This is a genomic window from Streptomyces sp. NPDC020747, from assembly GCF_044334695.1.
In the GTDB taxonomy this organism is placed as follows: Bacteria; Actinomycetota; Actinomycetes; order Streptomycetales; family Streptomycetaceae; genus Streptomyces.
In genome coordinates this window covers 706757-722954 of sequence record NZ_JBIRTJ010000001.1, presented here as the reverse complement: position 1 = coordinate 722954, position 16198 = coordinate 706757, and the positions used below count along the sequence as shown (strand labels likewise).

Annotated in this window: 14 protein-coding genes; 7 read left to right on the top strand and 7 right to left on the bottom strand. The window is 69.1% G+C overall.

Features of this window, described 5'->3' with window-relative positions:
• Positions 1–53 precede the first annotated feature (53 nt).
• From ACH4YP_RS02950 to ACH4YP_RS02930, 5 genes are all read left to right on the top strand, one after another.
• A complete protein-coding gene (locus ACH4YP_RS02950; RefSeq protein ID WP_398489047.1) occupies positions 54–1400 on the top strand; it encodes an ABC transporter substrate-binding protein in 1347 nt (448 codons plus the stop codon).
• Between the two features lie 8 nt (positions 1401–1408).
• Positions 1409–2371, top strand: coding sequence for a carbohydrate ABC transporter permease (locus ACH4YP_RS02945; protein ID WP_398489046.1), 963 nt, complete (start codon positions 1409–1411; stop codon positions 2369–2371).
• Positions 2368–3246 carry a carbohydrate ABC transporter permease gene (locus ACH4YP_RS02940; RefSeq protein WP_398489045.1) on the top strand — a complete coding sequence of 293 codons (879 nt, stop codon included), beginning with the start codon at positions 2368–2370 and terminating at the stop codon, positions 3244–3246. Before ACH4YP_RS02945 ends, ACH4YP_RS02940 begins: the two co-directional genes overlap by 4 nt.
• Positions 3247–3321: 75 nt before the next feature.
• On the top strand, positions 3322–4935 hold the full coding sequence (locus ACH4YP_RS02935; protein ID WP_398489044.1) for an alpha-amylase family glycosyl hydrolase: 1614 nt from the start codon (positions 3322–3324) through the stop codon (positions 4933–4935).
• Between the two features lie 89 nt (positions 4936–5024).
• On the top strand, positions 5025–7196 hold the full coding sequence (locus ACH4YP_RS02930; RefSeq protein ID WP_398489466.1) for a discoidin domain-containing protein: 2172 nt from the start codon (positions 5025–5027) through the stop codon (positions 7194–7196).
• On the opposite strand, the gene ACH4YP_RS02925 is transcribed toward ACH4YP_RS02930, so the two are convergent.
• From ACH4YP_RS02925 to ACH4YP_RS02910, 4 genes are read right to left on the bottom strand one after another with little or no spacing between them, the layout of a single operon-like run.
• Positions 7168–7989 (bottom strand): ABC transporter ATP-binding protein, encoded by an 822-nt coding sequence (locus ACH4YP_RS02925; RefSeq protein ID WP_361051736.1) that lies wholly within the window; start codon positions 7987–7989, stop codon positions 7168–7170. The two genes, ACH4YP_RS02930 and ACH4YP_RS02925, sit on opposite strands and share 29 nt — an antisense overlap.
• 35 nt (positions 7990–8024) lie before the next feature.
• The gene (locus tag ACH4YP_RS02920; RefSeq protein ID WP_398489043.1) at positions 8025–8804 is read right to left on the bottom strand and encodes an ABC transporter permease; all 780 of its coding nucleotides are present in this window, start codon (positions 8802–8804) and stop codon (positions 8025–8027) included.
• Positions 8801–9574: an ABC transporter permease gene (locus tag ACH4YP_RS02915; RefSeq protein ID WP_398489042.1), complete on the bottom strand. Its 774-nt coding sequence runs from the start codon at positions 9572–9574 to the stop codon at positions 8801–8803. The genes ACH4YP_RS02920 and ACH4YP_RS02915 overlap by 4 nt, the downstream gene beginning before the upstream one ends.
• Complete coding sequence (locus ACH4YP_RS02910; protein ID WP_398489040.1) at positions 9571–10542, bottom strand: ABC transporter substrate-binding protein; 972 nt, start codon at positions 10540–10542, stop codon at positions 9571–9573. Before ACH4YP_RS02910 ends, ACH4YP_RS02915 begins: the two co-directional genes overlap by 4 nt.
• Before the next feature lie 190 nt (positions 10543–10732).
• Here ACH4YP_RS02910 and ACH4YP_RS02905 point away from each other — a divergent pair, with 190 nt between their 5' ends.
• Complete coding sequence (locus ACH4YP_RS02905) at positions 10733–11530, top strand: IclR family transcriptional regulator C-terminal domain-containing protein (protein WP_398489039.1); 798 nt, start codon at positions 10733–10735, stop codon at positions 11528–11530.
• A gap of 12 nt (positions 11531–11542) precedes the next feature.
• On the opposite strand, the gene ACH4YP_RS02900 is transcribed toward ACH4YP_RS02905, so the two are convergent.
• From ACH4YP_RS02900 to ACH4YP_RS02890, 3 genes are read right to left on the bottom strand one after another with little or no spacing between them, the layout of a single operon-like run.
• Positions 11543–12487, bottom strand: a complete 945-nt coding sequence (locus ACH4YP_RS02900) for a PDR/VanB family oxidoreductase (protein WP_398489037.1) — start codon at positions 12485–12487, stop codon at positions 11543–11545.
• Positions 12484–12699, bottom strand: coding sequence for a hypothetical protein (locus ACH4YP_RS02895; protein ID WP_398489036.1), 216 nt, complete (start codon positions 12697–12699; stop codon positions 12484–12486). Before ACH4YP_RS02895 ends, ACH4YP_RS02900 begins: the two co-directional genes overlap by 4 nt.
• Positions 12696–13760 (bottom strand): aromatic ring-hydroxylating dioxygenase subunit alpha, encoded by a 1065-nt coding sequence (locus ACH4YP_RS02890; RefSeq protein WP_361051589.1) that lies wholly within the window; start codon positions 13758–13760, stop codon positions 12696–12698. The genes ACH4YP_RS02895 and ACH4YP_RS02890 overlap by 4 nt, the downstream gene beginning before the upstream one ends.
• A gap of 307 nt (positions 13761–14067) precedes the next feature.
• Here ACH4YP_RS02890 and ACH4YP_RS02885 point away from each other — a divergent pair, with 307 nt between their 5' ends.
• Entirely contained in the window at positions 14068–16119 is a 2052-nt protein-coding gene (locus tag ACH4YP_RS02885) for a phosphocholine-specific phospholipase C (protein WP_398489035.1), read from the top strand.
• Positions 16120–16198: the final 79 nt, after the last annotated feature.

Here is a 16198-nt window from a genome sequence, read left to right as displayed (position 1 = left end):
CTCACAGGGGGCTGCCGTGGGCCTTGCACGCTCCTGCCCAGAGGGGTCCACCGATGAGAAGCACCGGGTTCCGTCGCATCTGCATCACCCTCATCACCTGCTCGCTGGCGCTCAGTGCCTGCGGCGGATCCGATGACGACGACACCGCCGGCGGCAAGACCCGTATCACCGTCAACTGCATGCCGCCGAAGAGCGCCAAGGTCGACAGGTCGTTCTTCGAGGCCGACGTCCTGGCCTTCGAGAAGCGGAACCCGGACATCGACGTCGTCCCGCACGACGCGTTCCCCTGCCAGGACCCGAAGACCTTCGACGCCAAGCTCGCCGGCGGCCAGATGGAGGACGTCTTCTACACGTACTTCACCGACGCCAAGCACGTCGTCGACGTCAACCAGGCGGCCGACATCACGAGTTACGTCAAGGACCTCAAGAGCTACGACACCATCCAGCGGCAGCTGCGCGACATCTACACCGTGGACGGCAAGATCTACGGCGTCCCGCGCACCGGCTACTCCATGGGCCTGATCTACAACAAGAAGCTCTTCGCCGAGGCCGGTCTCGACCCCGACCAACCCCCGGCCACCTGGGAGGAGTTGCGCGCCGCCGCCAAGAAGATCGCCGCGCTCGGCAACGGCACCGTCGGCTACGCCGACTACAGCGCGCAGAACCAGGGCGGCTGGCACTTCACCGCCGAGCTCTACTCACAGGGCGGCGACGTCGTCGGCGAGGACGGCAAGAAGGCGAGCATCGACACCCCCGAGGGCAAGGCCGTCCTGCAGAACCTCAAGGACATGCGCTGGATCGACAACTCCATGGGCAGCAAGCAGCTGCTCGTCATCAACGACGCCCAGCAGCTGATGGGTTCGGGGAAGCTCGGCATGTACCTCTCGGCGCCGGACAACATCCCGATCCTGGTCAAGGAGAAGGGCGGCAACTACAAGGACCTCGCCCTCGCTCCCATGCCGGGCGGCAAGGGCACGCTCATCGGCGGCGACGGCTACATGTTCAACAAGAAGGCCACGCCCGAGCAGATCAAGGCGGGCCTCGCGTGGCTCGACCACATGTTCCTCACGCCCGGTGACGGCTTCCTCGGCGACTACGCCCGCGCCAAGAAGAACGACGCCCCGGTCGGCCTGCCGGAGCCCCGGCTCTTCAGCGGCGCCGCCGATGCCAAGGACCAGCAGGTCAAGAAGGCCAACGCCAACGTCCCGGTGGAGAACTACCAGTCCTTCCTCGACGGCAACCAGAGCCTGGAGATGAAGATCGAGCCGCCCCGGGCCCAGCAGATCTACTCCGTCCTCGACAGCGCCGTCTCCGCGGTCCTCACCAAGAAGGACGCCGACATCGACCAGCTGCTGAGCGACGCCTCCGGAAAGATCGACGCCATCCTCGCGCGCGGCTGACACCCGCCATGAAGACAGCGTCCAAGCCCGCGGCGCCCCCACCGACGGCTGTACGGCCGGTGGAGGCGCCGCGACCCGGCCCCGCCGGGCGCCCGTTGCGCCGCCGCCTCGCCGACCAGACCGGCGCGTACGCCTTCCTCCTCGGCGGACTGCTCTGCTTCGCCCTCTTCTCCTGGTACCCGGCGATCCGCGCGGTCGTGATCGCCTTCCAGAAGTACACCCCGGGCGCGGAACCGGAGTGGGTCGGCACCGCCAACTTCACCCGCGTCTTTGCGGACCCGGAGTTCGCCGCGGCCTGGCGCAACACCCTCACCTTCACGCTGCTCGCCCTGCTCATCGGCTTCGCCGTGCCCTTCGCGCTCGCCCTCGTCCTCAACGAACTCCGGCACGCGAAGGCATTCTTCAGAGTCGTCGTGTACCTCCCGGTGATGATCCCTCCGGTGGTCAGCGCCCTGCTCTGGAAGTGGTTCTACGATCCCGGCGCCGGCCTCGCCAACGAGGCGCTGCGCTTCCTGAACCTGCCCACCTCCAACTGGTCCAACGGCGCCGACACCGCCCTCGTCTCCCTTGTCCTCGTGGCCACTTGGGCGAATCTCGGCGGCACTGTACTCATCTACCTGGCCGCGCTCCAGAGCATCCCCGGCGAGCTGTACGAGGCGGCCGAACTGGACGGAGCGAACATCTGGCAGCGCATCCGGCATGTGACGATCCCTCAGACCCGGTTCGTCATCCTCATGCTGATGCTCCTTCAGATCATCGCCACCATGCAGGTGTTCACCGAGCCGTTCGTGATCACGGGCGGCGGCCCGGAGAACGCCACGGTCACCGTCCTCTACCTCATCTATAAGTACGCGTTCCTCTACAACGACTTCGGCGGAGCCTGCGCCCTCAGCGTCATGCTCCTCCTCCTGCTCAGCGCCTTCTCGGCGGTGTACCTGCGGCTCACCCGCTCCGGAGAGGAGGCCTCATGAGCGGCACCCGCACCCTGGTCTCCCCGCTCACGCTCGCCCGACCCCGCGGCAGGGCCGTCTACTGGACCGTCTTCACCGGCGTGGTCCTCCTTTTCACACTCGCCTTCCTCTTCCCGGTCTACTGGATGGCCACCGGCGCCATGAAGTCGCCGGACGAGGTGACCCGCACCCCGCCGACCCTCGTCCCGGACAAGTGGCACGTCAGCGGCTACACCGACGCCTGGGACCTGATGGACCTGCCGACTCACCTGTGGAACACGGTGGTTCAGGCAACAGGCGCCTGGATCCTGCAACTCGTGTTCTGCACGGCCGCCGCGTACGCCCTGTCCAGGCTGCGGCCCGCCTTCGGCAAGGTGATCCTCGGCGGCATCCTCGCCACCCTGATGGTCCCGGCGCAGGCCCTGGTCGTACCGAAGTACCTGACCGTCGCCGACCTGCCGCTGATCCACACCAGTCTGCTCAACGACCCGCTCGGCATCTGGCTGCCGGCCGTGGCCAACGCCTTCAACCTCTATCTCCTCAAACGGTTCTTCGACCAGCTTCCGCGCGACGTGCTGGAGGCCGCCGAGATCGACGGCGCGGGACGGCTGCGTACGCTCTGGTCGATCGTGCTCCCGATGTCCCGGCCGGTCCTGGGAGTCGTCTCGATCTTCGCGCTCGTCGCTGTCTGGCAGGACTTCCTCTGGCCGTTGATGGTCTTCTCCGACACCGACAAACAGCCCATCAGCGTGGCGCTCGTCCAGCTGTCCCAGAACATCCCGCTGACCGTGCTCATCGCCGCGATGGTCATCGCCAGCATCCCGATGGTCGCGATGTTCCTGGTGTTCCAGCGGCACATCATCGCCGGGATCAGCGCGGGCAGCACCAAGGGCTGACGCCACCCCTCCACAGAAGAAGACCCCACAGACTCCACAGTCGAAGAGAAGCCGAACAGACGAAAGGCAGGCACCGTGGGACAGCCTTCCCCTGCCCGCACCGACGACCAGTGGTGGCGCGGCGCCGTCATCTACCAGGTGTACGTACGCAGCTTCGCGGACGGCGACGGCGACGGAACCGGAGACCTCGCGGGCGTCCGCGCCAAGCTGCCCCACCTGGCCGAACTCGGCGTGGACGCCCTGTGGTTCAACCCCTGGTACCCGTCCCCGATGGCGGACGGGGGCTACGACGTCACCGACTACCGGGCCGTCGACCCGGCCTTCGGAACCCTCGCGGAGGCGGAGAAACTCATCGCCGAGGCACGGGAGTCGGGCATCCGCACTCTCGTTGACATCGTCCCCAACCACGTCTCCGACCAGCACCCGTGGTTCCGTGCGGCGCTCGCGGCAGGACCCGGCAGCCCGGAGCGCGAGCTGTTCCACTTCCGCCCGGGACGCGGCGAACACGGTGAACTCCCGCCCAACGACTGGCCGTCCCAGTTCGCGGGCTCCGCCGAGCCGGTCTGGACCCGGCTGCCCGACGGCGACTGGTACCTCCACCTGTTCACCCCCGAGCAGCCCGACCTCAACTGGGCGCACCCCGCTGTCCGCCAGGAGCACGAGGACGTCCTGCGCTTCTGGTTCGAGCGGGGCGTCGCGGGCGTACGCATCGACTCGGCGGCCCTGCTCGCCAAGGACCCGGACCTGCCGGACTTCGTCGAGGGCCGCGATCCGCACCCCTTCGTCGACCGCGACGAACTCCACGACATCTACCGCTCCTGGCGCGCGGTGGCCGACGAGTACGGCGGCATCTTCGTCGGCGAGGTCTGGCTCCCCGACTCCGAACGCTTCGCCCGCTACCTCCGCCCCGACGAACTGCACACCGCCTTCAACTTCGCCTTCCTGTCCTGCCCTTGGGACGCGGAGAGGCTGCGTACGTCGATCGACGAGACCCTCGCCGAGCACGCACCGGTGGGCGCACCCGCGACCTGGGTCCTCTGCAACCACGACGTGACCCGCACGGTCACCCGCTACGGCCGCACGGACACCGCGTTCGCCTTCGCCACCAAGGCCTTCGGCACACCGACCGACCTGGTGCTCGGTACGCGACGGGCCCGGGCCGCCGCGCTCCTGTCGCTCGCCCTGCCGGGTGCCGTCTACCTCTACCAGGGCGAGGAACTCGGCCTGCCCGAGGCGGAGATACCGCGCGAGCGCATCCAGGACCCGATGCACTCCAGGTCGGGCGGCGTCGACCCGGGGCGCGACGGGTGCCGGGTCCCGCTGCCCTGGGTGGCGTCGGCTCAGTACGCGGGCTTCGGGTCCCGGGAGGAGCCGTGGTTGCCCCAACCGGAGGGCTGGCACGCGTACGCCGCCGACGTCCAGGCCGCCGACCCGGGCTCCATGCTCGCGCTCTACCGGACGGCGCTGACGCTCAGGCCGGAGTTCGGCGACGGCCCCCTCACCTGGCTGCCCGCGCCCGACGGCATCCTCGCCTTCGCCCGGGGGGACGGACCGGTGTGCGTCGTGAACCTCGCCGAGGCCCCGGCCGAACTGCCCGCACACTCCCGGCTGCTGCTCGGCAGCGGCCCCCTGACCGCGGAGGGACGCCTCCCGCAGGACACGGCGGTGTGGCTGAGCACCAACCCCTGAGACCGCATTTCGCTATCCCCGTACCCCCACCACGAAGGGATCAGCACATGCACAGCTCCCGTTCAAGATATGGCAGGGTCATGTCATTCATGCCGTCCATGTCGTCGGCTCCGGCGACTGCTGCCGTGGCGGTCGCCCTCGCGGCCGGCATGCTGACCGCCACGGCCCCCACCACCCACGCCGCCGCCGCGGCCGTCGGCGCCGACCTTCCCTTCACCTCGGTGGAGGCCGAGTCGGCGACCACCACCGGCACGAGGATCGGCCCCGACCACACCCAGGGCACCCACGCCTCGGAGGCTTCCGGCCGCCAGGCCGTACGACTCGCCGCGGGGCAGCGCGTCGAGTTCACCGCACCCTGGACCGCGAACGCGGTGAACGTCGCCTACAGCGTCCCGGACGGCCAGTCGGGCACCCTCGCCGTGTACGTCAACGGCCAGAAGCCGGCCAAGTCGCTCGCCGTCACCTCCAAGTACTCCTACGTCGACACGCCCTGGATCCAGGGCTCCAGGACGCATCACCTCTTCGACAACGCGCGCCTGATGCTCGGGCAGACCGTGCAGCCGGGGGACAAGGTCGCCTTCGAGGCCGTGTCCACCCAAGTGACCGTCGACGTCACCGACTTCGAGCAGGTGGCAGGCGCGGCGGCCAAACCTGCCGGAGCGGTCTCCGTCACCGACAAGGGCGCCGACCCCAGCGGCCAGGGCGACTCCACCCAGGCCTTCCGGGACGCCCTCGCCGCCGCGCGGGGCGGAGTGGTGTGGATCCCGCCGGGCGACTTCCGGGTCACGTCCTCGCTCAACGGGGTCTCGAACGTTACCGTCCAGGGCGCCGGCAGCTGGCACTCCGTGCTGCGCACCTCGCGCTTCATCGACCAGACCAGTTCCTCGGGCGGAGTCCACCTCAAGGACTTCGCCGTCATCGGAGAGGTCACCGAGCGCGTCGACTCCAACCCGGACAACTTCGTCAACGGCTCGCTGGGGCCGGGCAGTTCGGTGTCCGGCATGTGGCTCCAGCATCTCAAGGTGGGCCTCTGGCTGACCGGCAACAACGACAACCTCGTCGTCGAGAACAGCCGCTTCCTCGACATGACCGCCGACGGCCTCAACCTCAACGGCAACGCCCACGGGGTCCGCGTCCGCAACAACTTCCTGCGCAACACCGGCGACGACGCGCTCGCCATGTGGTCGCTCAACTCGCCCGACACCAACAGCAGCTTCGAGAACAACACCATCTCCCAGCCGAACCTCGCCAACGGCATCGCGATCTACGGCGGCACCGACATCGGCGTCAAGAACAACCTGGTCGCCGACACCAACGCCCTCGGCAGCGGGATCGCCATCTCCAACCAGAAGTTCCTGGACCCCTTCCACCCGCTCGCCGGAACCATCACCGTCTCCGGCAACACCCTGGTCCGTACCGGCGCGATGAACCCCAACTGGCAGCACCCGATGGGCGCGTTGCGCGTCGACTCGTACGACAGCGCCATCGAGGCGACGGTGAACATCACCGGGACGACGATCACCGACAGCCCGTACAGCGCCTTCGAGTTCGTGTCGGGCAGCGGACGCGGGTACGCGGCCAAGAACGTCACCGTGGACGGGGTGACGGTGAACAGGGCGGGCACGGTCGTCGTCCAGGCCGAGACGCAGGGCGCGGCGAAGTTCAGCAACGTCCAGGCCACCGGGGTCGGCGCGGCCGGCGTCTACAACTGCCCCTACCCGACCGGCTCGGGCACCTTCACGCTCACCAACGGGGGCGGCAACTCCGGCTGGGACAGCACCTGGTCGGACTGCTCGACCTGGCCGCAGCCGGGCTCGGGCAACCCGGACCCCGACCCGACCCGCAACCTCGCCAAGGGCCGCCCGGCCACCGCGACCGGCTCCACCGACGTCTACACCCCCGGCAAGGCGGCCGACGGCGACGCGCACACGTACTGGGAATCCACCAACAACGCCTTCCCACAGGCCTGGACGGTCGACCTCGGCTCGGCGGAGTCCGTCCGCAGGCTCGTGCTCAAGCTGCCGCCGCTCGCGGCCTGGCAGGCGCGGACGCAGACGCTGTCCGTGCAGGGCAGCACCGACGGTTCCGCCTACTCGACGCTGGTCGCCTCGAAGGGCTACCGCTTCGACCCGGCCACCGGGAACACGGTGACCGTCACACTGCCGGATGGTGCCGAGCCGCGCCACCTGCGGCTCAACGTCACCGCCAACACGGGTTGGCCCGCAGGTCAGTTCAGTGAGGTGGAGGCGTATCTGGACTGAGGTCCTTGACCACCCGGTCGACCGGTGTCCCGCGCTTCGCCGCCTGGATCTGCTCGTACACATGGGTCCGCAGCTCGGCGAAGCGCGGGGCCACCCGGGTGTTCAACTGGTCGCGCTCGGCGGGGAGATCGATCTTCAGCTGCTCCTGGACGACGGTCGGGGAGGAGGACAGGATCAGCACCCGCTCGCCGAGATACACCGCCTCGTCGATGTCGTGCGTCACGAAGAGGATCGTGATGCCCCGCTGCCGCCACAACCCACGGACCAGGTCTTCCAGTTCGGCGCGGGTCTGCGCGTCCACCGCCGCGAACGGCTCGTCCATGAGCAGCACATCGGGCTCGTACGCGAGCGCGCGGGCGATCGCCACCCGCTGCTGCATGCCACCCGACAGCTGCCACGGGTACGCGCCCGCCGCATCGGTGAGACCGACCGACTCCAGCGCGTCGGCGATCAGTTCACGGCGCCTCGCGCTCGACAACTTCTTCTGCTTGAGCGGGAGTTCGACGTTCTCGCGAACCCGCATCCACGGGAAGAGGCTGCGCCCGTACTCCTGGAAGACGACGGCCATCCCGGGCGGCGGCCCGGTCACCCGCTCGCCTCCGAGGAGTACGTCACCCGCTGTGGGCGTCAGGAGTCCGCCCACGCACTTCAGCAGCGTCGTCTTGCCGCAGCCCGACGGGCCGACGAGACACACCAGTTCGCCGGCCTCGACCGTGAAGGTGAGGTCGCGTACCGCCTCCACCCGGCGGCCCGACCCCTCGTAGACCTTTCTGAGGCCGCGTACGTCGAGCATGGAGCGCCCTTTCGCAAGGTTCACGTTCGAGAGGTTCACGACGACCGCCGGGAGGCGTCGCGCGAGCCGTGGTACCAGCCGAGCACCCGCCGCTCGACCAGCCGGAAGAGAACCGACAGCACGAAGCCGAGCAGCCCGAGCAGCAGGATCCCGGTCCACATGTCGGGGATGGCGAAGCCGCGCTGGAACTGGACGATGGTGAAGCCGAGCCCGTTGCTCGCGGCGAACATCTCGCTGATGACCATCAGGATGATGCCGATGGACAGGGCCTGCCGCAGCCCCGCGAAGATCTGCGGGCTCGCCGAGGGCAGCACCACGTGCCGCAGCCGCGCGACGCCCGTGATGCCGTACGAGCGGGCCGTCTCCGACATCACGGAGTCGACCGCCCGGACACCCTCCACGGTGTTGAGCAGGATCGGCCAGACGCAGCCGCTCGCGATCACGGCGATCTTCATCGTGTCCCCGATGCCCGCGAACAGCATGATGACCGGGACGAGAACGGGCGGCGGCACCGCGCGCAGGAACTCAAGGACCGGCTCGCACACGGCCCGCACCCGGCGGTACGAGCCGATGACCGTGCCCAGCGCCACACCGGCGACGGCCGCGCACGCATACCCGGCGCTCAGCCGCAGCACGCTCGGCAGCACGTCCTCGCGCCATCGCTCGCCCGTCCACACGTCCGGGAACGTGGTGAGGATCGTGCGCAGCGACGGCCAGTAGATGTCGGTGTTGTCGTCCGAGGCGACCCACCAGAGCGCGAGCAGCAGGGCGGGCAGCGCGACGGCGACGTACAGCCGCAGCAGCAGACCCTTCACACCGCCACCTCCCCACGCACGGACTGGTGCCAGGACAGCGCCCGTCGCTCGACCGTCCGCGCGCCCACGTTGATCAGCAGTCCGAGCAGCCCGGTGACCACCACCAGCGCGTACATCTCCGGCACCGCCTGCGAGGTCTGGGCGACGGCGATGCGGGCGCCCAACCCCGGTGCGCCGATGACGAGTTCGGCGGTCACGGCGAGGATCAACGCCACCGTGGCAGCCAGCCGCACGCCCGTCATGACGTACGGGAGGGCCGAGGGCCAGAGCACGTGCCGGATCCGCGCCCAAGGGCCGAGGCCGTACGAGCGGGCCGTCTCCTCGGCGACCGGGTCGACGTCCCGGACGCCGTACATGACCTGGATCAGAACCTGCCAGAAGGACGCGTAGACGACGAGGAGCAGGACCGAGCGCAGATCGGTGCCGAACAGCAGCACCGCGAGCGGGATCAGGGCGACCGAGGGGATCGGGCGCAGGAACTCGATCGTCGAGGCCGTCGCCTCGCGGAGGTAGGGCGTGACCGAGATCAGAACTCCCGTCAGGATTCCGGCAGTTACCGCGATCGTGAGCCCGATCGCCCAGCCGGTGAGCGTGTCCCCGAGCGCGGTCCAGAACGCCTCGTCGGCGAGTTCTGTCGCGAGCGCGTCGGCGATGCGGCTGGTCGGAGGGAAGTACTCGTCCTTGACGAGGCCGAGCCGCGGCACCGCCTCGCCGAGTGCGAGGAAGACCGCGAGCCCGGCCGCGCCCAGGAGGGCGTTGGTGCCCCTCACGGCAGCAGCTTGTCCAGGTTCGGGGCCTTGTCGAACAGACCGTCCTGCACGCCCAGTTCGGACAGCCGCTCGATGGAGGCGCGGTCCGGATCCGCCGGCCACCGGGGCAGGGTGAGCGTCTCCAGCAGGTTCTTCGGGATCTTCGTGTATGTGGAGATGATCGCGCGGGCCTCGTCCGGGTGGCTGTCGGCGTACGCGAGGGACTCGGCGGTCGCCTCCTGGAACTTCTTCACCATCTCCGGGTTCTTCTGGGCGTACTGCTGGGAGGTGAAGTACATGGCCACGGTGAGGTCGGGCGACACGTCGACGAAGAGCGACGCGATGGTGGTGCCGCCCTGGGACTTGATGGTGGCGAGCGCGGGCTCCACGACACAGGCCGCGTCCACCTGGCCGTTCGCGAGCGCGGCCGGCATCTGGTCGAAGGGCATCTCCACGAACTCGACCTTGGACGGGTCGCCGCCGTCCTTGCGGACCGACTCCTTGACCGAGGTGTCACAGATGTTGTTGAGCGTGTTGGCGGCGACCTTCTTGCCCTCCACGTCCTTGGCGGACTTGAGGGGGCTGCCCTTCTTCACGGCGAGCTCCGCGAAGTCGGAGCCCTCCTTGCCGGTGGACGCCACACCGTTCGCCACGGCCTTGACCGGCATGTTCTTGGACTGGGCGACCAGCAGGGACGTCATGTTGCTGAAGCCGAAGTCGAACTGGCCGGAGACGACTCCGGGCACGATCGCCGCGCCGCCCTGCGCGCTCGTCAGCGACAGCTTGATGCCGCGCTTGCTGTAGAAGCCCTTCGACTGGCCCAGGTACAGGGGCGCGACGTCGATGATGGGGATGACGCCGGCCTTGATCGTGGTGGTGCCACCGCCGGACGCCTTGTCGTCGTCCGACCCGGCGGAGTCGGACGAACCGCAGGCCGTCGCGGCGACGAACACGGCGCCGGCCGCGAGGCCGATGAGCAGACGACGCATGACTCCCCCTCTGGACCACTGGGACAGTTCCTCGACAGGTTGTGCGCAGACCGCACAGAAGTGCTCAGCGGGAACGTAGAACCTCGCCGGGAGCGGGTCAATGCCCTTGACGCGCAAGGTCGTTGACAGTTGCCGAAGCGTGCTCCTAGCGTGCGCAGTGCGCACCCCCGTGCGTCCCGTGGAGGCGACGATGCCTGCTGGAGCCCGCGAACCGCACTTCGTCCGTTCCTTCGAGCGCGGCCTCGCGGTCATCCGCGCTTTCGACGCCGAGCACCCGGAACTGACGCTCAGTGAGGTGGCACGGCTCACCGACCTCACCCGCGCGGCGGCCCGCCGCTTCCTGCTGACGCTTCTTGACCTGGGGTACGTGACGACGGACGGGCGGATGTTCCGGCTCACCCCGCGCGTCCTCGAACTCGGCTACTCGTACCTGTCCAGTTTCACCCTGCCGGAGATCGCCGAGCCGCATCTGGAGCAACTCGTCGCGCAGATAAGGGAGTCGTCGTCCCTGTGCGTCCTGGACGGCGACGACATCGTGTACGTGGCACGGGTGCCCACGCACCGCATCATGACCGCGACGATCACGGTCGGCACCCGTTTTCCGGCCCATGTGACGTCCGTGGGGCGGGTGTTGCTCTCGCAGCTGCCCGACGAGGACATCGACGCCCGGCTGGTCCGAGCGGACCTGCGCGCGCTGACGGCCCGCACGATCGTCTCGGCCGACCTGCTGCGCACCGAACTGCGCCGGGTCCGCCGTCAGGGGTACGCGATCGTCGACCAGGAGCTGGAGGAGGGACTGCGCTCGGTAGCCGTCCCGGTGCGGGACCGGGACGGCGAGGTCGTGGCGGCGGTCAACGTCCCCGTGCACGCCAGCCGCAACTCCGTCGACTCCGTACGCCGTGACCTGCTGCCGCATCTACTGGCCACGGTGGCCCGGATCGAGGCGGACCTGGGGTCCGTCCGGCGGATCAGGTCGCAGACGCGGTAGACGCGGTGGGAGTCACAGGTCGAGCACGAGGCGCTTCCCGCGGCACCGGGACACACAGATGAGCATGGTCTCGCCGGTCTCCCGTTCCTCGTCCGTGAGCACCGAGTCCCGGTGGTCCGGGGTGCCTTCGAGGACGTCCGTCTCGCAGGTCCCGCAGGTGCCCTCGGTGCAGGAGAAGAGCACCTCGACCCCCGCGGACCGAACGGTGTCGAGCACGGAGACGTCCGCGGGGACGGTGAGCGTGTGGCCCGAGCGCTCCAGGACCACCTCGAACTCCGTGTCCGCGCCCGTCTCCTGGACCTTGGGCTGGAACCGCTCGACGTGCAGTGAGCCCTTGGGCCACACCGCGCACCGCTCCTCCACGGCGTCCAGCAGCGGCCCGGGACCGCAGCAGTAGACGAGCGTGTCGGGCTGCGGAGTGCCGAGCTCGGAGGCGAGGTCGAGCAGCCCGGCCTCGTCCTGCGGGGCGATCCGCACCTTGTCCCCGTACCGGCCCAACTCCTCCACGAAAGCGATGGAGTTGCGCGTACGGCCGCCGTACAGCAGCGTCCACTCCGCGCCCGCCGCCTGGGCCGCGGCCAGCATCGGCAGGATCGGGGTGATACCGATGCCGCCCGCGACGAACCGGTAGCGCGGCGACGGCTGGAGGGCGAAGTGGTTGCGCGGGCCGCGCACCCGGACCTTGTGGCCCGCCTCCAACTGCCCGTGCACATGGGCGGATCCGCCGCGTCCGTCGGGTTCCCGCAGGACCGCGACGCGCCAGGAGTGCCGGTCGGCCGGATCACCGCACAGGGAGTACTGCCGCTCCAGGTCCGGGCCCAGGAGCACATCGATGTGGGCACCCGGCTCCCAGGCCGGCAGCTCCTCGCCCAGCGGATGGCGCAGGGTGAGGGCGAGCACGCCGTCGGCGGCCAAGTCCCGTCGCTCGACGACGAGTTCGGCTTCGTAGGAGGTCATGAGCCGTTTCCTTGGGGGATGTTCGGGTCGCGCGGCAGATGCGGGACGTCCGGGTCGCGCGGGGTGTGTCCCTCGGGGTGGCCGAGCATCCACTCCCACATCTCGATCGGGTCCTCGGCGCTGTACTCGGCCCCGCAGTGACAGGTGCCGTGCAGCACATCGGTGCCCGGCAGCCAGTCGATGCGGTAGATCTCGCCGGTCGGGCTGGTCACTGGACCTTCTCCATGGGCTTCTCGCCCTCCTCGACCAGCCGGGCGAGGATACGGCGGGCGGCCAGCCCGCCGGTGTCGATGTTGATGCTCAGCTCCTGGTAGCCGGTGCGCTCCGTGCCCAGCGTCTTCTGCAGCAGGTTGAGCGCGTCGACGTCCTGCATCACGACGGTGTGGTTGTTGCCCCGCAGGAACTCGGTGACCTCGTCGTCGCCGGTCGCCCAGTCGCGCGAGACCATCCAGAAGTCGTACACCTTGCCGTCGGCGGACGGCGTGATGGCGTACGTGATCTCCGTGTGGAAGCCGTTCGGGTCGCTGCCGTCCGCCTCGGGCACCACACCGACCGGGGCGATCCGGCTGTGCAGCAGATACAGACACGGCGCGTGGTACTCGATGTCCTGCCAGCGGGTGATCCGCCCCTCGATGCCGGTCGACCTCGCGTAGAACGGCGGGCACTCGGCGTCGTCCATGTGCCGGCTCACCCGCACGATGCCCGCGCCCTCGTCCACCTCGGTGGTGATCGGCGTCTCCGCGACCTCCGGGGTGCCGATGTAACCGCCGTGCAGATACGTCTCGTGCGACAGGTCGAGGAGGTTGTCGACGAGGAGGCCGTAGTCGGCGTCGATCGGCTCCATCCCGCTGACGGTGACCCAGCCGGGGGAGTCCAGGTGCCTGGCCCGCGGAATGGTCTCCGGGTCGGCGAGGGCCGGGTCGCCTATCCACACCCAGATCAGGGCGTCCTGCTCGACCACCGGGTAGGAGGCGACACGGGCGGTACGGGGAACGCGCTTCTGACCGGGCACGTACACGCACGCACCCGTCGTGTCGTACGTGAAGCCGTGGTAGCCGCAGACGATCCGGTCGCCGTCGAGCCCGCTCTCCGAGAGCGGATAGCGGCGGTGCACACAGCGGTCGTGCAGTGCGACGGGCCGCCCGTCGTCCTCGGTGCGGTAGAAGACGATCGGCTCACCGAGAATCGTCCGGCCGAGCAGCTCCCGCCCCACCTCATGGGCGTAGGCGGCGACGTACCACTGGTTCCTGGCGAAAGCGGTCATATGAGGCATGGGCGGTCCCGTCCCTTGAAGCGGGGCGTCGTCGCCCCGCGCTGCCGTGTCGGTCACCACAGTCGTGACGGGTGCCACAGCCGGGCAACCCCGCTTCCGTCTGACGGAAGACGCGGCCCTGGTGGGGTCGCGAACGCCCGGTCGCGGACGGCTCCGGAAATGGGCCGCGCACCTCACGTACCGCCGTCTTTCACGCAGATGCCACGCGACCCTTCCCTGACGTTTGCTGCTCTTGGAACACTCCATTCGCGCACGTTCCATCACGTACTCGCCCTCAGCACCCCGTCAGGACAAGAGGTCACCTGCCATGCCCGAAGTGAATCGGCGCCGTTTTCTCCAACTCGCAGGCGGTACTGCGGCGTTCACCGCGCTGTCGGAGAGCATCGCCAAGGCCGCGGCGATCCCCGCGGGGTACCACCGAGGCACTATCGAGGACGTCGAGCACGTCGTCGTCCTCATGCAGGAGAACCGTTCCTTCGATCACTACTTCGGTGCGCTGAGAGGCGTACGTGGTTTCGGCGACCCGCACCCGGTCACGCTCGACAACGGCAAGTCCGTGTGGCACCAGTCGGACGGCACCGAGGAACTGCTGCCCTTCCACCCGGAGGCCGACGACCTCGGCATGCAGTTCCTGGAGGGCCTGCCGCACAGCTGGCCCGACGGGCACGCCGCCTACAACGGCGGCAAGTACGACAAGTGGGTCCCCGCGAAGGGTGCCACGACGATGGCGTACCTGACTCGCGAGGACATTCCGTTCCACTACGCGCTCGCCGACACCTTCACCGTCTGCGACGCGTACCACTGCTCGTTCATCGGCTCCACCGACCCGAACCGCTACTACATGTGGACGGGCTTCACGGGGAATGACGGCAAGGGCGGCGGGCCGGTCCTCGGCAACGACGAACTCGGCTATGACTGGACGACGTACCCGGAGCGCCTGGAGAAGGCTGGGATCTCCTGGAAGATCTACCAGGACATCGGCAACGGCCTGGACGCGGCCGGCTCCTGGGGCTGGATCTCGGACCCGTACCGCGGCAACTACGGCGACAACTCGCTGCTCTACTTCAACAAGTACCGCAACGCCAAGGCGGGCGACCCGCTCTACGACAAGGCCCGCACCGGCACCGACGCCCGCAAGGGCGAGGGCTTCTTCGACCGGCTGCGAGCCGACGTCAAGGGCGGCAAGCTGCCGCAGGTTTCGTACATCGCCGCCCCCGAGGCCTTCTCCGAGCACTCCAACTGGCCCTCGAACTACGGCGCCTGGTACATCTCCCAGGTCCTGGACGCGCTCACCTCCGACCCCAGGGTGTGGGCGAAGACGGCCCTGTTCATCACGTACGACGAGAACGACGGCTTCTTCGACCACCTCGTCCCGCCGCTGCCGCCGCGCGACGCCGAGCACGGCAGGTCCACCGTCGACGTCGGCCCGGACCTCTTCCCGGGGAGCGAGAAGAACGTCGCCGGCCCGTACGGTCTCGGCCCGCGCGTGCCGATGCTCGTCGTCTCGCCCTGGAGCAAGGGCGGTTACGTCTGTTCCGAGACCCTCGACCACACCTCGATCATCCGGTTCATGGAGCGCCGCTTCGGCGTCGAGGAGCCGAACATCTCGCCCTGGCGGCGGGCCATCTGCGGCGACCTGACCGCCGCGTTCGACTTCTCCCGCAAGGACAGCAGGCCGGCCGACCTCCCGGACACCGACGCGTACGAGCCGCCGGACAAGGACCGGCACCCGGACTACAAGCCGACCCCGCCCGCGGATCCGAAGCTGCCGAAGCAGGAGCGCGGTCAGCGACCCGCCCGCCCGCTCCGGTACGCGCCGTGGATCGACGGCTCGGCGGACCCGAAGTCCGGCAAGTTCACGCTGACCTTCGCCTCGGGCAAGAAGGCCGGCGCCTCCTTCCACGTCACCTCCGGAAACCGCACCGACGGACCCTGGACCTACACCACCGAGGCCGGCAAGAGCGTCTCGGACACCTGGAACTCCGCCTACTCCAGCGGCGCGTACGACCTGACCGTGCACGGGCCCAACGGCTTCGTGCGCGTGTTCAAGGGTCCGGGCAAGACCGCCGGACCCGAGGTCACCGCCCGTCACGACGGGGACGACATCGAGCTGACCTTCACCAACAAGGGCTCCCGCACGGTCGAACTCAGGCTCACCAACGGCTACGGCGGCAGGCCCAAGTCGTTCCTGGTGCGGCCCGGCGCGACCGTGAGGCACACCGTGGACCTGGGCGCGAGCAGGCGCTGGTACGACCTCACCGTCGTGTCCGAGGCGGGCGGTCCGTTCCTGCGCCGGTTCGCCGGGCATGTCGAGAACGGCCGGGTGGGCGTCAGCGACCCGGCGATCGCCAGGGCGTAGGGGGGTGCGATTCGCCACGGGAGATGCGATGAGTCCCACATCGCACGGACTGGTCAGGTACTGGCGGACCCGGGGTACT